The sequence below is a fragment of the Saccharophagus degradans 2-40 genome (genome assembly GCF_000013665.1).
Classification (GTDB): domain Bacteria; phylum Pseudomonadota; class Gammaproteobacteria; order Pseudomonadales; family Cellvibrionaceae; genus Saccharophagus; species Saccharophagus degradans.
The window spans coordinates 1,659,439-1,684,443 of the sequence record NC_007912.1 but is presented as its reverse complement, the minus strand read 5'-3'; the positions used below and the strand labels follow the sequence as shown (position 1 = coordinate 1,684,443).

General features: G+C 46.4%; 1 protein-coding gene. It reads right to left on the bottom strand.

All coding sequences use genetic code 11. The annotated features are described in order from the left end of the window. Positions 1 to 24: 24 nt before the first annotated feature. Complete coding sequence (locus SDE_RS22845) at positions 25 to 24,990, bottom strand: cadherin-like domain-containing protein (protein WP_011467776.1); 24,966 nt, start codon at positions 24,988 to 24,990, stop codon at positions 25 to 27. Between the last annotated feature and the right edge of the window lie 15 nt (positions 24,991 to 25,005).

Genomic DNA, 25,005 nt, shown 5'->3' with positions numbered 1-25,005 from the left:
AAGACCACCCAATTAACAACGCCCCTATGAACCAGCCAACAGATTATTATCGTCTAATAACTGCTGAATTATTTGCTGATCGTTACCTCCTAGTAATGTGAGGTCGACATTTTTTAGAACAAGAGTCAAATCCACACCACCAGTCTGAGAGCCATCGGCATCTATACTGATAGTAGTGTCAGTGCCATTGGAAGTTATATTTAAATACATATCTAAACTTGCCGCAGTATCAGACTCCCCAACCAACAAATCAGATAGAGATAACACATCGCCTGCAGCCCCTAGCTCAAAATCAGTAATGGTATCGGTTCCACTATCTCCATCCTCCTCGCCCCACACAAAAAAATCTTTTCCACTTCCACCGGTCATTTCGTCAGAACCTAGTCCTCCAAACAACCTATCATCACCTTCATCTCCAAATAGAATATCGTTCCCACTACCGCCTTCCAAGCGATCATTTCCTAGCCGCCCAGACAAAGTGTCAACACCATCACCGCCTTTTATTAACTCATGTGCGCTGCTGCCCACAACAGTATCATTCCCTGCCCCTGCATCTATAACGCCATAAGCAGTAATTTCAGATACAGCGTTATTAACATCTACATATGTTGTGTTAGCAGAAAGGCTTGTTCCATCGCTAAACTCAACAGTTAAGATCATGTCGTCAGCCAAAGCTCCTGCTTCATTTCGATTAGCTCCTGACGGACTAGGAACATTGTCAAAGTCAACACCAAAGCTAAAACTATCTCCCGCAGTAAAATCATTATTTGTAAACGAAATTGACATATCTTGACTTGAGTTGGCGAAGCTAAAATCACTGCCAACCAATTGGTTTAAACCGCTTATATTAGTTAAAACCACACCATACCTACCGCCATTTGCACCTGGGTCCCACCTACCACTATCCAGTGCTAGCGTTGCACTAGTAACATAAACACCAGCATCCAAACTATTAATAGTTAAGCTAAATGCATCATCGTCACCATACACGTTGGCAGAGTTAGCAACGAAACTGATATCCGCATTGGCAGGAACATTGATAATGTCATCTCCGCCTGTCCCACTTAAACGGCTACCCTGCAAATATTGGTCTACCTCCACATAAACAGTGCCAGTACTCGAAGCGCCACCAGAATCTGTCACCGTGTAAGTAAATGAATCAATCCCACTAAATCCTTCCGCTGCAGTGTAGCTAAAAGTTCCGTCAGCATTATCAACTAACGCACCATTCGCTGCGGCCGAAATACCTGTAACAGTAAAAATATCACCTTCGGGATCTGAATCGTTTTGAACAAGCTGAGCTGCAGTTATATTTAATGCACCACCATTAGCAAAGAAACTACTACCATCAGAAATAATTGGATAGGTTGAGCTGTTTAAATAATTATAGGTAGTTCCTCCATCGTCGCTCAGCTCCATCTGAAGGGCAGCTTGCCCTCCTTGATCCCAATAAAATACTTCTATCGAGTGATACCCGTCTTCATCTAAAGTAAAGCCAGAGTGGACAGTTGTTGTTGGCGCCTGATTAAAATTAGTAACGGCTACAGGAGTATCGTTCAGTCTAACCTCGTATCCATCATCAGCTCTAACTCTAAAGTTGTAAGTACCCGCCTCCAAAAAGATATATCCACTAATACGAATAATACCGTCAGACGAGTCATCTGGATCATTGGATAAGCTAGCAGCATCCGCCCCCAAAAAGCTTTGCAGAGTGGTTCCTGTCCCTAAGTTCCCCGAAACTACCCCATAGTTAATATCACCCGCAATGAATGTAGCATCCGCATTATTTGTTGCTATAAATGCTTTTACTTGATCAACATTAGTTAAGTTTCCGCCATCGGTATTATCGTTATAACCGTAAAATTCGGCATACAAACCACTGTCGGTAGAGGTCTGAATAAAATCATTTACAACAATTGGCGCATCGTTTGAGCCGGTAATTGTAATCGTCGCGGTTTGTGCAACGCTGCCACCGTTGCCATCTTCAACGTCGTAGCTGTAGGTAATGACTTCGCTTTCGCCAGCGGCCAAAGTATTGTAAGCATTAGGATCGATGCTTAATGCATTACCAGAAACGGTTATGCCTGATGCATCGCCGCTTAATAAGGTTAAATTATTTACATTAAGCGTATCGCTAATATCGGCATCGCTTGCGTTACTTAATAGGTTAAGCGAGTAAGCCGCATCGTCTTCACTTGCAGAACTTGTAACCGCAGAAGAAACGGTTGGCGTATCGTTTGAACCGGTAATGGTGATCGTTGCGGTTTGCGCAACACTTCCGCCGTTACCATCTTCAACGTCGTAGCTGTAGGTAATGACTTCACTTTCGCCAGTGGCCAAAGCGTTGTAAGTATTTGGATCGATACTGAGCGAGTTTCCAGAAACGGTTACGCCAGAAGCATCGCCACTTACTAGCGTTAAGTTATTAACATTAAGCGTATCGCTACTATCGGCATCGCTAGCGTTTGTTAATAAATCGAGCGAGTAAGCCGCATCATCTTCGCTGGCAGAACTAGTTACTGCACTACTTACTGTCGGCGCATCGTTGGAACCGGTAATAGTGATCGTTGCCGTTTGTGCAACACTGCCGCCATTACCATCTTCAACATCGTAGCTATAAGTAATGACTTCGCTTTCGCCTGACGCCAAAGCATTGTAAGCATTTGGATCGATACTGAGCGAGTTTCCAGAAACGGTTATGCCTGATGCATCGCCACTTACTAGCGTTAAGTTATTAACATTAAGGGTGTCGCTACTATCGGCATCGCTTGCGTTTGTTAATAGGTCGAGCGAGTAAGCCGCGTCATCTTCGGAAGCTGTGCTGGTTACAGCAGCAGAAACAGTTGGCGCATCATTTGAACCGGTAATAGTGATCGTTGCGGTTTGTGCAACGTTGCCGCCGTTACCATCTTCAACATCGTAGCTATAAGTAATAACTTCGCTTTCGCCAGCGGCCAAAGCGTTGTAAGCATTTGGATCAATGCTTAATGAGTTACCTGAAACCGTTATGCCAGAAGCATCGCCACTTACTAAGGTTAGGTTATTAACATTGAGCGCATCGCTGCTGTCAGCATCGCTAGCATTACTTAATAGGTTTAGCGAGTAAGCCGCATCGTCTTCACTTGCAGTTGAAGTCACTGCACTACTTACTGTCGGCGCATCGTTTGAACCGGTAATAGTGATCGTAGCCGTTTGCGCAACACTGCCGCCGTTACCATCTTCAACGTCGTAGCTGTAGGTAATGACTTCGCTTTCACCAACAGCCAAAGCGTTGTAGGCATTTGGATCGATGCTTAATGAATTACCAGAAACGGTTACGCCTGATGCATCGCCACTTACTAGCGTTAAGTTATTAACATTAAGGGTGTCGCTACTATCAGCATCGCTTGCGTTTGTTAATAGGTCGAGCGAGTAAGCCGCGTCATCTTCGCTTGCAGAACTTGTAACCGCAGAAGAAACGGTTGGCGCATCGTTTGAACCGGTAATGGTGATCGTTGCCGTTTGCGCAACACTGCCGCCATTACCATCTTCAACGTCGTAGCTATAAGTAATAACTTCGCTTTCGCCAGCGGCCAAAGCATTGTAAGCATTTGGATCGATGCTTAATGCATTACCAGAAACCGTTATGCCCGAGGCATCGCCACTTACCAATGTTAAGTTATTAACATTAAGGGTGTCGCTGGTATCCGCGTCACTTGCGTTTGTTAATAGATCCAACGAGTAAGCTGCATCATCTTCGCTTGCAGAACTTGTAACCGCAGAAGAAACGGTTGGCGCATCGTTTGAGCCGGTAATAGTGATCGTTGCGGTTTGCGCAACACTTCCGCCGTTACCGTCTTCAACGTCGTAGCTGTAGGTAATGACTTCGCTTTCGCCAGAGGCCAAAGCGTTGTAGGCATTTGGATCGATGCTAAGCGAGTTACCAGAAACCGTTACACCCGACGCATCACCGCTATCAAGTACAAGATTAGTAACTGACAAGGTATCACTACTATCAGCATCGCTTGCATTACTTAAAAGATTTAGCGAGTAAGCCGCGTCATCTTCAGAAGCTGTGCTGGTTACAGCAGATGAAACTGTCGGCGCATCATTTGAACCTGTAATAGTGATCGTCGCGGTTTGCGCAACGCTGCCGCCATTACCATCTTCAACATCGTAGCTATAAGTAATAACTTCGCTTTCGCCAGCGGCCAAAGCGTTGTAAGCATTTGGATCAATGCTTAATGAGTTACCTGAAACCGTTATGCCAGAAGCATCGCCACTTACTAAGGTTAGGTTATTAACATTGAGCGCATCGCTGCTGTCAGCATCGCTAGCATTACTTAATAGGTTTAGCGAGTAAGCCGCATCGTCTTCACTTGCAGTTGAAGTCACTGCACTACTTACTGTCGGCGCATCGTTTGAACCGGTAATAGTGATCGTAGCCGTTTGCGCAACACTGCCGCCGTTACCATCTTCAACGTCGTAGCTGTAGGTAATGACTTCGCTTTCGCCAGTGGCCAAAGCGTTGTAAGCATTTGGATCAATGCTTAATGAATTACCAGAAACGGTTATGCCTGAAGCATCACCGCTATCGAGCACAAGGTTAGTAACTGACAACGTATCACTACTATCAGCATCACTTGCATTACTTAATAGGTTTAGCGAGTAAGCCGCATCGTCTTCACTTGCAGAACTTGTAACCGCAGAAGAAACGGTTGGCGCATCATTTGAACCTGTAATAGTGATCGTTGCCGTTTGCGCAACACTTCCGCCATTACCATCTTCAACATCGTAGCTGTAGGTAATGACTTCGCTTTCGCCAGCGGCCAAAGCGTTGTAAGTATTTGGATCGATACTGAGCGAGTTGCCAGAAACGGTTACGCCAGAAGCATCACCACTTACTAAGGTTAGGTTATTAACGTTGAGCGTATCGCTGCTATCCGCATCGCTAGCGTTTGTTGATAAATTGAGCGAGTAAGCCGCATCGTCTTCACTTGCAGTTGAAGTCACTGCACTGCTCACTGTCGGTGCATCATTTGAACCGGCAATAGTGATCGTAGCCGTTTGTGCAACACTTCCACCATTACCATCTTCAACATCGTAGCTATAGGTAATGACTTCGCTTTCGCCAACGGCCAAAGCGTTGTAAGCATTTGGATCGATGCTTAATGAGTTGCCTGAAACCGTTACACCCGATGCATCACCGCTATCAAGTACAAGATTAGTAACTGACAAGGTATCACTACTATCAGCATCGCTTGCATTACTTAAAAGATTTAGCGAGTAAGCCGCATCGTCTTCGCTGGCAGAACTTGTAACCGCAGAAGAAACCGTTGGCGCATCGTTTGAGCCGGTAATGGTGATCGTCGCGGTTTGTGCAACGCTGCCGCCGTTACCATCTTCAACGTCGTAGCTGTAGGTAATGACTTCGCTTTCACCAACAGCCAAAGCGTTGTAGGCATTTGGATCGATGCTTAATGAATTACCCGATACAGTAACACCCGAGGCATCGCCACTTACTAGGGTTAAATTATTTACATTGAGCGTATCACTGCTATCGGCATCGCTAGCGTTTGTTAATAGATTGAGCGAGTAAGCCGCATCATCTTCACTTGCAGTTGAAGTCACTGCACTACTTACTGTCGGCGCATCGTTTGAACCGGTAATAGTGATCGTAGCCGTTTGCGCAACACTGCCGCCGTTACCATCTTCAACGTCGTAGCTGTAGGTAATGACTTCGCTTTCGCCTGAGGCTAAAGCGTTGTAAGCATTTGGATCGATACTGAGCGAGTTTCCAGAAACGGTTACGCCAGAAGCATCGCCACTTACTAACGTTAAGTTATTAACATTAAGCGTATCGCTACTATCGGCGTCACTAGCATTCGTTAATAAATCTAACAAGTAAGCCGCATCGTTTTCAGAAGCTGTGCTGGTTACAGCAGAAGAAACCGTTGGCGCATCGTTTGAGCCGGTAATGGTGATCGTCGCGGTTTGTGCAACGCTGCCGCCGTTACCATCTTCAACGTCGTAGCTGTAGGTAATGACTTCGCTTTCACCAACAGCCAAAGCGTTGTAGGCATTTGGATCGATGCTTAATGAATTACCCGATACAGTAACACCCGAGGCATCGCCACTTACTAGGGTTAAATTATTTACATTGAGCGTATCACTGCTATCGGCATCGCTAGCGTTTGTTAATAGATTGAGCGAGTAAGCCGCATCATCTTCACTTGCAGTTGAAGCCACTGTACTGCTTACAGTCGGTGCATCGTTTGAGCCCGTGATGGTGATCGTTGCGGTTTGCGCAACACTGCCGCCATTACCATCTTCAACGTCGTAGCTATAGGTAATGACTTCGCTTTCGCCTGAGGCTAAAGCGTTGTAAGCATTTGGATCGATACTGAGCGAGTTTCCAGAAACGGTTACGCCAGAAGCATCGCCACTTACTAAAGTTAGGTTATTAACGTTGAGCGTATCGCTGCTGTCAACATCGCTCGCGTTAGTTAATAAATCTAATGAGTACGAAGCATCGTCTTCGCTTGCAGTTGAAGTCACTGCACTGCTCACTGTCGGTGCATCATTTGAACCGGCAATAGTGATCGTAGCCGTTTGTGCAACACTTCCACCATTACCATCTTCAACATCGTAGCTATAGGTAATGACTTCGCTTTCGCCAACGGCCAAAGCGTTGTAAGCATTTGGATCGATGCTTAATGCATTACCAGAAACCGTTACACCCGAGGCATCACCACTTACTAATGTTAAGTTATTAACGTTGAGGGTATCGCTGCTATCAGCATCACTAGCATTTGTTAATAAATTTAGCGAGTAAGCCGCATCATCTTCGCTGGCAGAACTAGTTACTGCACTACTTACTGTCGGCTCATCGTTGGAACCGGTAATAGTGATCGTCGCGGTTTGCGCAACACTGCCGCCATTACCATCTTCAACATCGTAGCTGTAGGTAATGACTTCGCTTTCGCCAGAGGCCAGTGCGTTGTAAGCATTTGGATCGATGCTAAGCGAGTTACCAGAAACGGTTACGCCAGAAGCATCGCCACTTACTAACGTTAAGTTATTAACATTAAGCGTATCGCTAATATCGGCATCGCTTGCGTTACTTAATAGGTTAAGCGAGTAAGCCGCATCGTCTTCACTTGCAGAACTTGTAACCGCAGAAGAAACGGTTGGCGTATCGTTTGAACCGGTAATGGTGATCGTTGCGGTTTGCGCAACACTTCCGCCGTTACCATCTTCAACGTCGTAGCTGTAGGTAATGACTTCGCTTTCACCAACAGCCAAAGCGTTGTAGGCATTTGGATCGATGCTTAATGAATTACCCGATACAGTAACACCCGAGGCATCGCCACTTACTAGGGTTAAATTATTTACATTGAGCGTATCACTGCTATCGGCATCGCTAGCGTTTGTTAATAGATTGAGCGAGTAAGCCGCATCATCTTCACTTGCAGTTGAAGCCACTGTACTGCTTACAGTCGGTGCATCGTTTGAGCCCGTGATGGTGATCGTTGCGGTTTGCGCAACACTGCCGCCATTACCATCTTCAACGTCGTAGCTATAGGTAATGACTTCGCTTTCGCCTGAGGCTAAAGCGTTGTAAGCATTTGGATCGATACTGAGCGAGTTTCCAGAAACGGTTACGCCAGAAGCATCGCCACTTACTAACGTTAAGTTATTAACATTAAGCGTATCGCTACTATCGGCGTCACTAGCATTCGTTAATAAATCTAACAAGTAAGCCGCATCGTTTTCAGAAGCTGTGCTGGTTACAGCAGAAGAAACCGTTGGCGCATCGTTTGAGCCGGTAATGGTGATCGTCGCGGTTTGTGCAACGCTGCCGCCGTTACCATCTTCAACGTCGTAGCTGTAGGTAATCACTTCGCTTTCGCCAGCGGCCAAAGCGTTGTAGGCATTTGGATCGATACTTAATGAATTACCAGAAACGGTTATGCCTGATGCATCGCCGCTTACTAAAGTTAAGTTATTAACGTTGAGCGAATCGCTACTATCAACATCGCTCGCGTTAGTTAATAAATCTAATGAGTAAGCCGCGTCATCTTCGCTGGCAGAACTTGTTACTGCACTGCTTACTGTTGGCGCATCGTTTGAGCCAGTAATGGTGATCGTTGCCGTTTGTGCAACACTTCCACCATTACCATCTTCAACATCGTAGCTGTAGGTAATGACTTCGCTTTCGCCAGCGGCCAAAGCGTTGTAAGCATTTGGATCAATGCTTAATGAATTACCCGATACTGTTACGCCCGAGGCATCGCCACTTACTAAGGTTAGGTTACTAACATTGAGCGCATCGCTGCTGTCAGCATCACTTGCATTACTTAATAGGTTTAGCGAGTAAGCTGCATCGTCTTCAGAAGCTGTGCTGGTTACAGCAGAAGAAACCGTTGGCGTATCGTTGGAACCCGTAATAGTGATCGTTGCAGTTTGCGCAACGCTGCCGCCATTACCATCTTCAACATCGTAGCTGTAGGTAATGACTTCGCTTTCGCCAACGGCTAAAGCGTTGTAGGCATTTGGATCGATGCTAAGCGAATTACCAGAAACCGTTATGCCCGATGCATCACCGCTATCGAGCACAAGATTAGTAACTGACAAGGTATCACTACTATCAGCATCGCTTGCATTACTTAAAAGATTTAGCGAGTAAGCCGCGTCATCTTCGCTGGCAGAACTTGTTACTGCGCTGCTTACTGTCGGCGCATCATTTGAGCCCGTGATGGTGATCGTCGCGGTTTGTGCAACACTTCCACCGTTACCATCTTCAACGTCGTAGCTGTAGGTAATGACTTCGCTTTCGCCTGACGCCAAAGCATTGTAAGCATTTGGATCGATACTGAGCGAGTTTCCAGAAACGGTTATGCCTGATGCATCGCCACTTACTAGCGTTAAGTTATTAACATTAAGGGTGTCGCTACTATCGGCATCGCTTGCGTTTGTTAATAGGTCGAGCGAGTAAGCCGCGTCATCTTCGGAAGCTGTGCTGGTTACAGCAGCAGAAACAGTTGGCGCATCATTTGAACCGGTAATAGTGATCGTTGCGGTTTGTGCAACGTTGCCGCCGTTACCATCTTCAACATCGTAGCTATAAGTAATAACTTCGCTTTCGCCAGCGGCCAAAGCGTTGTAAGCATTTGGATCAATGCTTAATGAGTTACCTGAAACCGTTATGCCAGAAGCATCGCCACTTACTAAGGTTAGGTTATTAACATTGAGCGCATCGCTGCTGTCAGCATCGCTAGCATTACTTAATAGGTTTAGCGAGTAAGCCGCATCGTCTTCACTTGCAGTTGAAGTCACTGCACTACTTACTGTCGGCGCATCGTTTGAACCGGTAATAGTGATCGTAGCCGTTTGCGCAACACTGCCGCCGTTACCATCTTCAACGTCGTAGCTGTAGGTAATGACTTCGCTTTCACCAACAGCCAAAGCGTTGTAGGCATTTGGATCGATGCTTAATGAATTACCAGAAACGGTTACGCCTGATGCATCGCCACTTACTAGCGTTAAGTTATTAACATTAAGGGTGTCGCTACTATCAGCATCGCTTGCGTTTGTTAATAGGTCGAGCGAGTAAGCCGCGTCATCTTCGCTTGCAGAACTTGTAACCGCAGAAGAAACGGTTGGCGCATCGTTTGAACCGGTAATGGTGATCGTTGCCGTTTGCGCAACACTGCCGCCATTACCATCTTCAACGTCGTAGCTATAAGTAATAACTTCGCTTTCGCCAGCGGCCAAAGCATTGTAAGCATTTGGATCGATGCTTAATGCATTACCAGAAACCGTTATGCCCGAGGCATCGCCACTTACCAATGTTAAGTTATTAACATTAAGGGTGTCGCTGGTATCCGCGTCACTTGCGTTTGTTAATAGATCCAACGAGTAAGCTGCATCATCTTCGCTTGCAGAACTTGTAACCGCAGAAGAAACGGTTGGCGCATCGTTTGAGCCGGTAATAGTGATCGTTGCGGTTTGCGCAACACTTCCGCCGTTACCGTCTTCAACGTCGTAGCTGTAGGTAATGACTTCGCTTTCGCCAGAGGCCAAAGCGTTGTAGGCATTTGGATCGATGCTAAGCGAGTTACCAGAAACCGTTACACCCGACGCATCACCGCTATCAAGTACAAGATTAGTAACTGACAAGGTATCACTACTATCAGCATCGCTTGCATTACTTAAAAGATTTAGCGAGTAAGCCGCGTCATCTTCAGAAGCTGTGCTGGTTACAGCAGATGAAACTGTCGGCGCATCATTTGAACCTGTAATAGTGATCGTCGCGGTTTGCGCAACGCTGCCGCCATTACCATCTTCAACGTCGTAGCTATAGGTAATGACTTCGCTTTCGCCAACGGCCAAAGCGTTGTAAGCATTTGGATCGATGCTTAATGAGTTGCCTGAAACCGTTACACCCGATGCATCACCGCTATCAAGTACAAGATTAGCAACTGACAAGGTATCACTGCTATCAGCATCACTTGCACTTGTTAATAGATCTAACGAGTAAGCCGCATCGTCTTCACTTGCAGAACTTGTAACCGCAGAAGAAACGGTTGGCGCATCATTTGAACCTGTAATAGTGATCGTAGCCGTTTGCGCAACACTTCCGCCGTTACCGTCTTCAACGTCGTAGCTGTAGGTAATGACTTCGCTTTCGCCAGAGGCCAAAGCGTTGTAGGCATTTGGATCGATGCTAAGCGAGTTACCAGAAACCGTTACACCCGACGCATCACCGCTATCAAGTACAAGATTAGTAACTGACAAGGTATCACTACTATCAGCATCGCTTGCATTACTTAAAAGATTTAGCGAGTAAGCCGCGTCATCTTCAGAAGCTGTGCTGGTTACAGCAGATGAAACTGTCGGCGCATCATTTGAACCTGTAATAGTGATCGTCGCGGTTTGCGCAACGCTGCCGCCATTACCATCTTCAACGTCGTAGCTATAGGTAATGACTTCGCTTTCGCCAACGGCCAAAGCGTTGTAAGCATTTGGATCGATGCTTAATGAGTTGCCTGAAACCGTTACACCCGATGCATCACCGCTATCAAGTACAAGATTAGCAACTGACAAGGTATCACTGCTATCAGCATCACTTGCACTTGTTAATAGATCTAACGAGTAAGCCGCATCGTCTTCACTTGCAGAACTTGTAACCGCAGAAGAAACCGTTGGCGCATCGTTTGAACCGGTAATTGTAATCGTCGCGGTTTGCGCAACACTGCCGCCATTACCATCTTCAACGTCGTAGCTATAAGTAATAACTTCGCTTTCGCCTGAGGCTAAAGCGTTGTAGGCATTTGGATCGATGCTTAATGAATTACCCGATACAGTAACACCCGAGGCATCGCCACTTACTAGGGTTAAATTATTTACATTGAGCGTATCACTGCTATCGGCATCGCTAGCGTTTGTTAATAGATTGAGCGAGTAAGCCGCATCATCTTCACTTGCAGTTGAAGCCACTGTACTGCTTACAGTCGGTGCATCGTTTGAGCCCGTGATGGTGATCGTTGCGGTTTGCGCAACACTGCCACCGTTACCATCTTCAACGTCGTAGCTGTAGGTAATGACTTCGCTTTCACCTGCGGCCAAAGCGTTGTAAGCATTTGGATCGATACTGAGCGAGTTTCCAGAAACGGTTACGCCAGAAGCATCGCCACTTACTAACGTTAAGTTATTAACATTAAGCGTATCGCTACTATCGGCGTCACTAGCATTCGTTAATAAATCTAACAAGTAAGCCGCATCGTTTTCAGAAGCTGTGCTGGTTACAGCAGAAGAAACCGTTGGCGCATCGTTTGAGCCGGTAATGGTGATCGTCGCGGTTTGTGCAACGCTGCCGCCGTTACCATCTTCAACGTCGTAGCTGTAGGTAATGACTTCGCTTTCACCAACAGCCAAAGCGTTGTAGGCATTTGGATCGATGCTTAATGAATTACCCGATACAGTAACACCCGAGGCATCGCCACTTACTAGGGTTAAATTATTTACATTGAGCGTATCACTGCTATCGGCATCGCTAGCGTTTGTTAATAGATTGAGCGAGTAAGCCGCATCATCTTCACTTGCAGTTGAAGCCACTGTACTGCTTACAGTCGGTGCATCGTTTGAGCCCGTGATGGTGATCGTTGCGGTTTGCGCAACACTGCCGCCATTACCATCTTCAACGTCGTAGCTATAGGTAATGACTTCGCTTTCGCCTGAGGCTAAAGCGTTGTAAGCATTTGGATCGATACTGAGCGAGTTTCCAGAAACGGTTACGCCAGAAGCATCGCCACTTACTAAAGTTAGGTTATTAACGTTGAGCGTATCGCTGCTGTCAACATCGCTCGCGTTAGTTAATAAATCTAATGAGTACGAAGCATCGTCTTCGCTTGCAGTTGAAGTCACTGCACTGCTCACTGTCGGTGCATCATTTGAACCGGCAATAGTGATCGTAGCCGTTTGTGCAACACTTCCACCATTACCATCTTCAACATCGTAGCTATAGGTAATGACTTCGCTTTCGCCAACGGCCAAAGCGTTGTAGGCATTTGGATCGATACTTAATGAATTACCAGAAACGGTTATGCCTGATGCATCGCCGCTTACTAAAGTTAAGTTATTAACGTTGAGCGAATCGCTACTATCAACATCGCTCGCGTTAGTTAATAAATCTAATGAGTAAGCCGCGTCATCTTCGCTGGCAGAACTTGTTACTGCACTGCTTACTGTTGGCGCATCGTTTGAGCCAGTAATGGTGATCGTTGCCGTTTGTGCAACGCTGCCGCCGTTACCGTCTTCAACATCGTAGCTGTAGGTAATGACTTCGCTTTCGCCAGCGGCCAAAGCGTTGTAAGCATTTGGATCAATGCTTAATGAATTACCCGATACTGTTACGCCCGAGGCATCGCCACTTACTAAGGTTAGGTTACTAACATTGAGCGCATCGCTGCTGTCAGCATCACTTGCATTACTTAATAGGTTTAGCGAGTAAGCTGCATCGTCTTCAGAAGCTGTGCTGGTTACAGCAGAAGAAACCGTTGGCGTATCGTTGGAACCCGTAATAGTGATCGTTGCAGTTTGCGCAACGCTGCCGCCATTACCATCTTCAACATCGTAGCTGTAGGTAATGACTTCGCTTTCGCCAACGGCTAAAGCGTTGTAGGCATTTGGATCGATGCTAAGCGAATTACCAGAAACCGTTATGCCCGATGCATCACCGCTATCGAGCACAAGATTAGTAACTGACAAGGTATCACTACTATCAGCATCGCTTGCATTACTTAAAAGATTTAGCGAGTAAGCCGCGTCATCTTCGCTGGCAGAACTTGTTACTGCGCTGCTTACTGTCGGCGCATCATTTGAGCCCGTGATGGTGATCGTCGCGGTTTGTGCAACACTTCCACCGTTACCATCTTCAACGTCGTAGCTGTAGGTAATGACTTCGCTTTCGCCTGAGGCTAAAGCGTTGTAAGCATTTGGATCGATACTGAGCGAGTTTCCAGAAACGGTTACGCCAGAAGCATCGCCACTTACTAACGTTAAGTTATTAACATTAAGCGTATCGCTACTATCGGCGTCACTAGCATTCGTTAATAAATCTAACAAGTAAGCCGCATCGTTTTCAGAAGCTGTGCTGGTTACAGCAGAAGAAACCGTTGGCGCATCGTTTGAGCCGGTAATGGTGATCGTCGCGGTTTGTGCAACGCTGCCGCCGTTACCATCTTCAACGTCGTAGCTATAGGTAATCACTTCGCTTTCGCCAGCGGCCAAAGCGTTGTAGGCATTTGGATCGATACTTAATGAATTACCAGAAACGGTTATGCCTGATGCATCGCCGCTTACTAAAGTTAAGTTATTAACGTTGAGCGAATCGCTACTATCAACATCGCTCGCGTTAGTTAATAAATCTAATGAGTAAGCCGCGTCATCTTCGCTGGCAGAACTTGTTACTGCACTGCTTACTGTTGGCGCATCGTTTGAGCCAGTAATGGTGATCGTTGCCGTTTGTGCAACGCTGCCGCCGTTACCGTCTTCAACATCGTAGCTGTAGGTAATGACTTCGCTTTCGCCAGCGGCCAAAGCGTTGTAAGCATTTGGATCAATGCTTAATGAATTACCCGATACTGTTACGCCCGAGGCATCGCCACTTACTAAGGTTAGGTTACTAACATTGAGCGCATCGCTGCTGTCAGCATCACTTGCATTACTTAATAGGTTTAGCGAGTAAGCTGCATCGTCTTCAGAAGCTGTGCTGGTTACAGCAGAAGAAACCGTTGGCGTATCGTTGGAACCCGTAATAGTGATCGTTGCAGTTTGCGCAACGCTGCCGCCATTACCATCTTCAACATCGTAGCTGTAGGTAATGACTTCGCTTTCGCCAACGGCTAAAGCGTTGTAGGCATTTGGATCGATGCTAAGCGAATTACCAGAAACCGTTATGCCCGATGCATCACCGCTATCGAGCACAAGATTAGTAACTGACAAGGTATCACTACTATCAGCATCGCTTGCATTACTTAAAAGATTTAGCGAGTAAGCCGCGTCATCTTCGCTGGCAGAACTTGTTACTGCGCTGCTTACTGTCGGCGCATCATTTGAGCCCGTGATGGTGATCGTCGCGGTTTGTGCAACACTTCCACCGTTACCATCTTCAACGTCGTAGCTGTAGGTAATGACTTCGCTTTCGCCTGACGCCAAAGCATTGTAAGCATTTGGATCGATACTGAGCGAGTTTCCAGAAACGGTTATGCCTGATGCATCGCCACTTACTAGCGTTAAGTTATTAACATTAAGGGTGTCGCTACTATCGGCATCGCTTGCGTTTGTTAATAGGTCGAGCGAGTAAGCCGCGTCATCTTCGGAAGCTGTGCTGGTTACAGCAGCAGAAACAGTTGGCGCATCATTTGAACCGGTAATAGTGATCGTTGCGGTTTGTGCAACGTTGCCGCCGTTACCATCTTCAACATCGTAGCTATAAGTAATAACTTCGCTTTCGCCAGCGGCCAAAGCGTTGTAAGCATTTGGATCAATGCTTAATGAGTTACCTGAAACCGTTATGCCAGAAGCATCGCCACTTACTAAGGTTAGGTTATTAACATTGAGCGCATCGCTGCTGTCAGCATCGCTAGCATTACTTAATAGGTTTAGCGAGTAAGCCGCATCGTCTTCACTTGCAGTTGAAGTCACTGCACTACTTACTGTCGGCGCATCGTTTGAACCGGTAATAGTGATCGTAGCCGTTTGCGCAACACTGCCGCCGTTACCATCTTCAACGTCGTAGCTGTAGGTAATGACTTCGCTTTCACCAACAGCCAAAGCGTTGTAGGCATTTGGATCGATGCTTAATGAATTACCAGAAACGGTTACGCCTGATGCATCGCCACTTACTAGCGTTAAGTTATTAACATTAAGGGTGTCGCTACTATCAGCATCGCTTGCGTTTGTTAATAGGTCGAGCGAGTAAGCCGCGTCATCTTCGCTTGCAGAACTTGTAACCGCAGAAGAAACGGTTGGCGCATCGTTTGAACCGGTAATGGTGATCGTTGCCGTTTGCGCAACACTGCCGCCATTACCATCTTCAACGTCGTAGCTATAAGTAATAACTTCGCTTTCGCCAGCGGCCAAAGCATTGTAAGCATTTGGATCGATGCTTAATGCATTACCAGAAACCGTTATGCCCGAGGCATCGCCACTTACCAATGTTAAGTTATTAACATTAAGGGTGTCGCTGGTATCCGCGTCACTTGCGTTTGTTAATAGATCCAACGAGTAAGCTGCATCATCTTCGCTTGCAGAACTTGTAACCGCAGAAGAAACGGTTGGCGCATCGTTTGAGCCGGTAATAGTGATCGTTGCGGTTTGCGCAACACTTCCGCCGTTACCGTCTTCAACGTCGTAGCTGTAGGTAATGACTTCGCTTTCGCCAGAGGCCAAAGCGTTGTAGGCATTTGGATCGATGCTAAGCGAGTTACCAGAAACCGTTACACCCGACGCATCACCGCTATCAAGTACAAGATTAGTAACTGACAAGGTATCACTACTATCAGCATCGCTTGCATTACTTAAAAGATTTAGCGAGTAAGCCGCGTCATCTTCAGAAGCTGTGCTGGTTACAGCAGATGAAACTGTCGGCGCATCATTTGAACCTGTAATAGTGATCGTCGCGGTTTGCGCAACGCTGCCGCCATTACCATCTTCAACGTCGTAGCTATAGGTAATGACTTCGCTTTCGCCAACGGCCAAAGCGTTGTAAGCATTTGGATCGATGCTTAATGAGTTGCCTGAAACCGTTACACCCGATGCATCACCGCTATCAAGTACAAGATTAGCAACTGACAAGGTATCACTGCTATCAGCATCACTTGCACTTGTTAATAGATCTAACGAGTAAGCCGCATCGTCTTCACTTGCAGAACTTGTAACCGCAGAAGAAACGGTTGGCGCATCATTTGAACCTGTAATAGTGATCGTCGCGGTTTGCGCAACACTACCGCCATTGCCGTCTTCAACGTCGTAGCTGTAGGTAATGACTTCGCTTTCGCCAGTGGCCAAAGCGTTGTAAGCATTTGGATCAATGCTTAATGAATTACCAGAAACGGTTATGCCTGAAGCATCACCGCTATCGAGCACAAGGTTAGTAACTGACAACGTATCACTACTATCAGCATCACTTGCATTACTTAATAGGTTTAGCGAGTAAGCCGCATCGTCTTCACTTGCAGAACTTGTAACCGCAGAAGAAACGGTTGGCGCATCATTTGAACCTGTAATAGTGATCGTTGCCGTTTGCGCAACACTTCCGCCATTACCATCTTCAACATCGTAGCTGTAGGTAATGACTTCGCTTTCGCCAGCGGCCAAAGCGTTGTAAGTATTTGGATCGATACTGAGCGAGTTGCCAGAAACGGTTACGCCAGAAGCATCACCACTTACTAAGGTTAGGTTATTAACGTTGAGCGTATCGCTGCTATCCGCATCGCTAGCGTTTGTTGATAAATTGAGCGAGTAAGCCGCATCGTCTTCACTTGCAGTTGAAGTCACTGCACTGCTCACTGTCGGTGCATCATTTGAACCGGCAATAGTGATCGTAGCCGTTTGTGCAACACTTCCACCATTACCATCTTCAACATCGTAGCTATAGGTAATGACTTCGCTTTCGCCAACGGCCAAAGCGTTGTAAGCATTTGGATCGATGCTTAATGAGTTGCCTGAAACCGTTACACCCGATGCATCACCGCTATCAAGTACAAGATTAGTAACTGACAAGGTATCACTACTATCAGCATCGCTTGCATTACTTAAAAGATTTAGCGAGTAAGCCGCATCGTCTTCGCTGGCAGAACTTGTAACCGCAGAAGAAACCGTTGGCGCATCGTTTGAACCGGTAATTGTAATCGTCGCGGTTTGCGCAACACTGCCGCCATTACCATCTTCAACGTCGTAGCTATAAGTAATAACTTCGCTTTCGCCTGAGGCTAAAGCGTTGTAGGCATTTGGATCGATGCTTAATGAATTACCCGATACAGTAACACCCGAGGCATCGCCACTTACTAGGGTTAAATTATTTACATTGAGCGTATCACTGCTATCGGCATCGCTAGCGTTTGTTAATAGATTGAGCGAGTAAGCCGCATCATCTTCACTTGCAGTTGAAGCCACTGTACTGCTTACAGTCGGTGCATCGTTTGAGCCCGTGATGGTGATCGTTGCGGTTTGCGCAACACTGCCACCGTTACCATCTTCAACGTCGTAGCTGTAGGTAATGACTTCGCTTTCACCTGCGGCCAAAGCGTTGTAAGCATTTGGATCGATACTGAGCGAGTTTCCAGAAACGGTTACGCCAGAAGCATCGCCACTTACTAACGTTAAGTTATTAACATTAAGCGTATCGCTACTATCGGCGTCACTAGCATTCGTTAATAAATCTAACAAGTAAGCCGCATCGTTTTCAGAAGCTGTGCTGGTTACAGCAGAAGAAACCGTTGGCGCATCGTTTGAGCCGGTAATGGTGATCGTCGCGGTTTGTGCAACGCTGCCGCCGTTACCATCTTCAACGTCGTAGCTGTAGGTAATGACTTCGCTTTCACCAACAGCCAAAGCGTTGTAGGCATTTGGATCGATGCTTAATGAATTACCCGATACAGTAACACCCGAGGCATCGCCACTTACTAGGGTTAAATTATTTACATTGAGCGTATCACTGCTATCGGCATCGCTAGCGTTTGTTAATAGATTGAGCGAGTAAGCCGCATCATCTTCACTTGCAGTTGAAGTCACTGCACTACTTACTGTCGGCGCATCGTTTGAACCGGTAATAGTGATCGTAGCCGTTTGCGCAACACTGCCGCCGTTACCATCTTCAACGTCGTAGCTGTAGGTAATGACTTCGCTTTCGCCTGAGGCTAAAGCGTTGTAAGCATTTGGATCGATACTGAGCGAGTTTCCAGAAACGGTTACGCCAGAAGCATCGCCACTTACTAAAGTTAGGTTATTAACGTTGAGCGTATCGCTGCTGTCAACATCGCTCGCGTTAGTTAATAAATCTAATGAGTACGAAGCATCGTCTTCGCTTGCAGTTGAAGTCACTGCACTGCTCACTGTCGGTGCATCATTTGAACCGGCAATAGTGATCGTAGCCGTTTGTGCAACACTTCCACCATTACCATCTTCAACATCGTAGCTATAGGTAATGACTTCGCTTTCGCCAACGGCCAAAGCGTTATAAGCATTAGGGGCTACATCTAAAGTATTTCCATTAACCGTAATACCGGAAGCATCTCCCGAAGTTAATGTGAGGTTATTTACATTTAGAGTATTACTCGCATCATCGTCCGATGCATTTTCCAAAAGATCTACGGAATAAGCGCTATCATCTTCAGATGCACTGCTCGTTACCGCAGCACTTACTGTAGGTGCTGCGTTATCACCGGTGATGGTTATTGTTGCGGTCTGAGAGACAGTCCCGCCGTTACCGTCCAAAATATCGTAGCTATAAGTTACTACCTCGCTTTCACCCGAAGCTAGAGCGCTATAAGCGCTAGGATCAACATCCAAGCTATTTCCATTTATCGTAATCCCTGAAGCATCGCCACTGACTAACGTCACATTGGAAACATTCAGTACGTCAGATGCATCAGGATCGGACGCATTAACCAAAAGATCTAATGAGTATGCAGCATCAGCTTCATTAGCTAATGATGTAACCGCAGAAGAAACCGTTGGCGCATCGTTTGAGCCGGTAATAGTGATCGTTGCCGTTTGTGCAACGCTGCCGCCATTACCATCTTCAACGTCGTAGCTGTAGGTAATGACTTCGCTTTCGCCAACGGCCAAAGCGTTATAAGCATTAGGGGTTACATCTAAAGTATTTCCATTAACCGTTATACCGGAAGCATCTCCCGAAGTTAATGTGAGGTTATTTACATTTAGAGTATTACTCGCATCATCGTCCGATGCATTTTCCAAAAGATCTACGGAATAAGCGCTATCATCTTCAGATGCACTGCTCGTTACCGCAGCACTTACTGTAGGTGCTGCGTTATCACCGGTGATGGTTATTGTTGCGGTCTGAGAGACAGTCCCGCCGTTACCGTCCAAAATATCGTAGCTATAAGTTACTACCTCGCTTTCACCCGAAGCTAGAGCGCTATAAGCGCTAGGATCAACATCCAAGCTATTTCCATTTATCGTAATCCCTGAAGCATCGCCACTGACTAACGTCACATTGGAAACATTCAGTACGTCAGATACATCAGGATCGGACACATTAACCAAAAGATCTAATGAGTATGCAGCATCAGCTTCATTAGCTAATGATGTAACCGCAGAAGAAACCGTTGGTGCATCGTTTGAACCGGTAATAGTGATCGTGGCCGTTTGCGCAACACTGCCACCGTTACCATCTTCAACGTCGTAGCTGTAGGTAATGACTTCGCTTTCACCTGCGGCCAAAGCGTTGTAAGCATTTGGATCGATACTGAGCGAGTTTCCAGAAACGGTTACGCCAGAAGCATCGCCACTTACTAAAGTTAGGTTATTAACGTTGAGCGTATCGCTGCTGTCAACATCGCTCGCGTTAGTTAATAAATCTAATGAGTACGAAGCATCGTCTTCGCTTGCAGTTGAAGTCACTGCACTGCTCACTGTCGGTGCATCATTTGAACCGGTAATAGTGATCGTCGCAGTTTGTGCAACACTGCCACCATTACCGTCTTCAACGTCGTAGCTGTAGGTAATGACTTCGCTTTCGCCTGAGGCTAAAGCGTTGTAAGCATTTGGATCGATGCTTAATGAGTTGCCTGAAACTGTTACTCCCGAGGCATCACCACCCACTAACGTTAAGTTATTTACATTGAGCGTATCGCTGCTATCGGCATCACTAGCATTTGCTAATAAATCTAACGAGTAAGCCGCGTCATCTTCAGAAGCTGTGCTGGTTACAGCAGATGAAACTGTCGGCGCATCATTTGAACCTGTAATAGTGATCGTTGCGGTTTGCGCAACGCTGCCGCCGTTACCGTCTTCAACATCATAGCTGTAGGTAATGACTTCGCTTTCGCCTGAGGCTAAAGCGTTGTAAGCATTTGGATCAATACTGAGCGAGCTGCCAGAAACCGTTATGCCAGAAGCATCACCACTTACTAGCGTTAAGTTATTAACATTAAGCGTATCGCTACTATCGGCATCGCTAGCGTTTGTTAATAAATCGAGCGAGTAAGCCGCGTCATCTTCACTTGCAGAACTTGTTACTGCACTGCTTACTGTCGGCGCATCGTTGGAACCGGTAATAGTGATCGTCGCGGTTTGCGCAACACTGCCGCCATTACCATCTTCAACATCGTAGCTGTAGGTAATGACTTCGCTTTCGCCAGCGGCCAAAGCGTTGTAAGTATTTGGATCGATACTGAGCGAGTTGCCAGAAACGGTTACGCCAGAAGCATCACCACTTACTAAGGTTAGGTTATTAACGTTGAGCGTATCGCTGCTATCCGCATCGCTTGCGTTAGCCAATAAATCTAACGAGTAAGCCGCATCATCTTCAGAAGCTGTGCTGGTTACAGCAGAAGAAACCGTTGGCGTATCGTTGGAACCCGTAATAGTGATCGTTGCAGTTTGCGCAACGCTGCCGCCATTACCATCTTCAACATCGTAGCTGTAGGTAATCACTTCGCTTTCGCCAACGGCCAAAGCGTTGTAAGCATTTGGGTCAATGCTTAATGAATTACCCGATACTGTTACGCCCGAGGCATCGCCACTTACTAAGGTTAGGTTATTAACATTGAGCGCATCGCTGCTATCAACATCGCTCGCGTTAGCCAATAGATCTAACGAGTAAGCCGCATCATCTTCGCTGGCAGAACTAGTTACTGCACTACTTACTGTCGGCGCATCGTTGGAACTTGTAATAGTGATCGTAGCCGTTTGCGCAACACTGCCGCCATTACCATCTTCAACGTCGTAGCTATAGGTAATGACTTCGCTTTCGCCTGAGGCTAAAGCGTTGTAAGCATTTGGATCGATACTGAGCGAATTGCCAGAAACCGTTACACCTGAAGCGTCGCCACTTACCAATGTTAAGTTATTAACATTAAGGGTGTCGCTGCTATCCGCGTCACTTGCGTTTGTTAATAGATCCAACGAGTAAGCTGCATCATCTTCGCTTGCAGAACTTGTAACCGCAGAAGAAACGGTTGGCGCATCGTTTGAACCGGTAATGGTGATCGTTGCCGTTTGCGCAACACTGCCGCCATTACCATCTTCAACGTCGTAGCTATAGGTAATGAATTCGCTTTCACCAGCGGCCAAAGCGTTGTAAGCATTTGGATCAATACTGAGCGAGTTTCCAGAAACGGTTACGCCAGAAGCATCGCCACTTACTAAGGTTAGGTTATTAACATTGAGCGCATCGCTGCTGTCTGCATCGCTAGCATTACTTAATAGGTTTAGCGAGTAAGCCGCATCGTCTTCACTTGCAGAACTTGTAACCGCAGAAGAAACGGTTGGCGCATCGTTTGAGCCAGTAATGGTGATCGTTGCGGTTTGTGCAACACTGCCGCCATTACCATCTTCAACATCGTAGCTGTAGGTAATGACTTCGCTTTCGCCAACGGCTAAAGCGTTGTAAGCATTTGGATCGATGCTTAATGCATTGCCAGAAACCGTTACGCCAGATGCATCACCACTTACTAGGGTTAGGTTATTAACGTTGAGCGTATCACTACTATCGGCATCGCCTGCATTTGTTAATAAATCTAACGAGTAAGCCGCATCGTCTTCACTTGCAGAACTTGTTACTGCGCTGCTTACTGTTGGCGCATCGTTGGAACCGGTAATGGTGATCGTTGCCGTTTGTGCAACGCTGCCGCCATTACCATCTTCAACATCGTAGCTGTAGGTAATGACTTCGCTTTCGCCAGCGGCCAAAGCGTTGTAGGCATTTGGATCGATGTTTAATGAATTACCAGAAACCGTTATGCCCGAGGCATCACCACTCACTAACGTTAAGTTATTAACATTGAGCGCATCACCTTCCACATCGCTCGCGCCGGCCAACAAGTCGAGGCTAAGTAGTGCATCATCTTCGTTCGCGTTAGCAACAATAGCAGAAGTGACCTCAGGTGTATTGTTGGTTCCGGTAATGGTAATGGTGGCTGCCTGATTTATTGTGCCGCCATTACCATCGTCGATAACATAATTAAAGACGACGTTTTCTTGCTCGGCGTTTTGTAAGTGTGCGTAAGCTTGAGGATTAACACTAAGCTGGTTACCGTTTAAAACAATTCCGGAGTCGTCACCAGAAACAAGTGTAAAATTAGAAACCGTTAGCACATCAGATTCTGCATCTGTTGCACCAACTAACAAATTCAAATTAAAGGCAGAGTCTGTGTCGACTGCAACAGACAATAAACTAGCTGAAACTTGCGGGGCGTCATTTGTACCAGAGATAATAATGGTGGCGGTTTGCTCTACGCTTCCCCCATTGCCGTCAGATATGGTATATCGGTACGCGATTGTTTCAGTTTCACCATTAGCTAAATGGTTATAAGCATCAGGGTTTATCTCAAAGTTGTTTCCAACCTGCGTTACGCCTACCGCATTACCGCCTTCTAAAACGACACCAGAAACACTTAATGTATCGCCTTCCGCATCGGTTGCGCCTTGCAACAAATCTAAAACTAGTGGTGCATCATCCTCGTTACCATCAACGGTAAGCGCAGCTTCTACCACTGGTGCAATATTAGGGTCATTATTTTCGTTAACGTCTAATACGTTAATAGTAATAGACTGACTATCTGATAAATTGCCTAAGCCATTATCTGTAGCCGTTACTACAACATTAAAAGGGCCTGCATTTGTTTCAAAATCTGGCGCAGTAACAAAACTCAAATTCCCCAATGCATCAATTGTGAATAAATTGGCATCAGCCCCTTCGAGCGAGTAAGTAATAGTGTCGCCATCAGCATCTGTAGCAGCAAAATTACCTACAGCCGTTTCGTTTTCATTAACGTTTACAGTTGCATCATCGCCTAGCTGAGGCGCGTTGTTACCAACAACAATATTCACCAATGCAAAGGAAGTGGATGTATTACCATTTCCATCAGTGATGGTGTAAGAGAGCACATCACGCCCTACAAAGTCCTCATTCGGAGTATAAGTAAGCGTGCCGTCGGCATTAACTGTCACGGTGCCTTGATTAGCTTCTGCACTTACTATCGAAATCTCATCGCCGTCCACGTCAAAATCATTAGCAAGCACGTTCACGGTTACAGGAACATTTGCATCAGTAGAAACAACCCCATCGCCAACAGCGGTCGGCGCGTCGTTTACAGGGGTAACAATCAAGGTGGCAGTGTTTTGAATCTCACCGCCTTGCCCATCGCTTATGGTGTAAGAAAATTCAACTGGGCCGTTATAATTTGGGGCAGGGTTAAATGTAAACGTGCCATCATCATTAGCGATTATTTCGCCTTGACCCGTTACAAGGCTCACATTGGTTACAGTGAGTTCATCTTGATCAATGTCGCTAGCACCTGCCAACAACTCTTCGTTAGAAATAATATAAGGTTCATCTTCAACGGCATCGCTCAACTGCGGCGCAGACTCAACTTCTGGGGCGTCGTTAACGTTGGCTATTTGCAAAGTAAACGAAGTAGATGCTGAGTTATTAGATGCACCAGAATCATCTGTAGCAGTTACAACAACCGTGTATGTACCGCCATTTAATAAAGCTGCAGCATTAGTTGGTGTGCCAGAAATAATACCGGTTAGAGGGTCTAGTTCTAAGCCTTCGGGCAAGCCTTCAGCTGTGTAGGTGAGCGTTTGCTCTGGGTCTGAATCATTAAATGCTGTTGAAACATCTAACTGAGAAAATTCATCTTCATTGAATGTGGTGTTTTCTATTACACCTGCTTCAGGCTGATTGTTGTTAGCCTCCGCCAAAAAGGCGTCGTCAACATTATCACCACTTCTAACCTCATTACTAGAGGTTGAGCGAGACCCATTACTGGTATTAAACCCGCTGTCTGGCGTAACAGAATCACCCGTACGATCCATTCGCACACCGGAACTACCAGCGGTACCCGCGGAGTTTGTGCCAGGGTCATCCCCGCCCGCAGCTGCGGCCGGTAAAATTTCTTCTAGATTTTGGCCAGACTCAATCGCTTCAGCAAGAGCATCGAAGTCAACACCTTCATCAAGCGAGCCCTCTTCTTCCTTTTGGTTAAGCAGCGCCAGTAATTTATCGTCGAGGGTTAGCGTTTCATCATGGCCAAGAGTTAAGGACTTGCCGCCCTCCAACTGAATAACCACCGCACTGCTACCAAGCGTGCGAACGGTATCACCATGATTTAATGCTAACTGTGCCTTCCCTGCAGCCGCTTTACCGTTTGGAGAGTCAACGTACACCTCCCCCTGAACGCCAACAATTTTCCCCAAAACCTTCCCTGAATTTTCAGAAGAAGAATTATTTTCGGGCGACTGCTCAGCCATAGTACTACCTCAAAA

Coding starts and splice junctions, on each gene's coding strand:
- SDE_RS22845 (WP_011467776.1), bottom strand. CDS start 24,990: ATGGCTGAGCAGTCGCCCGAAAATAATTCTTCTTCTGAAAATTCAGGG.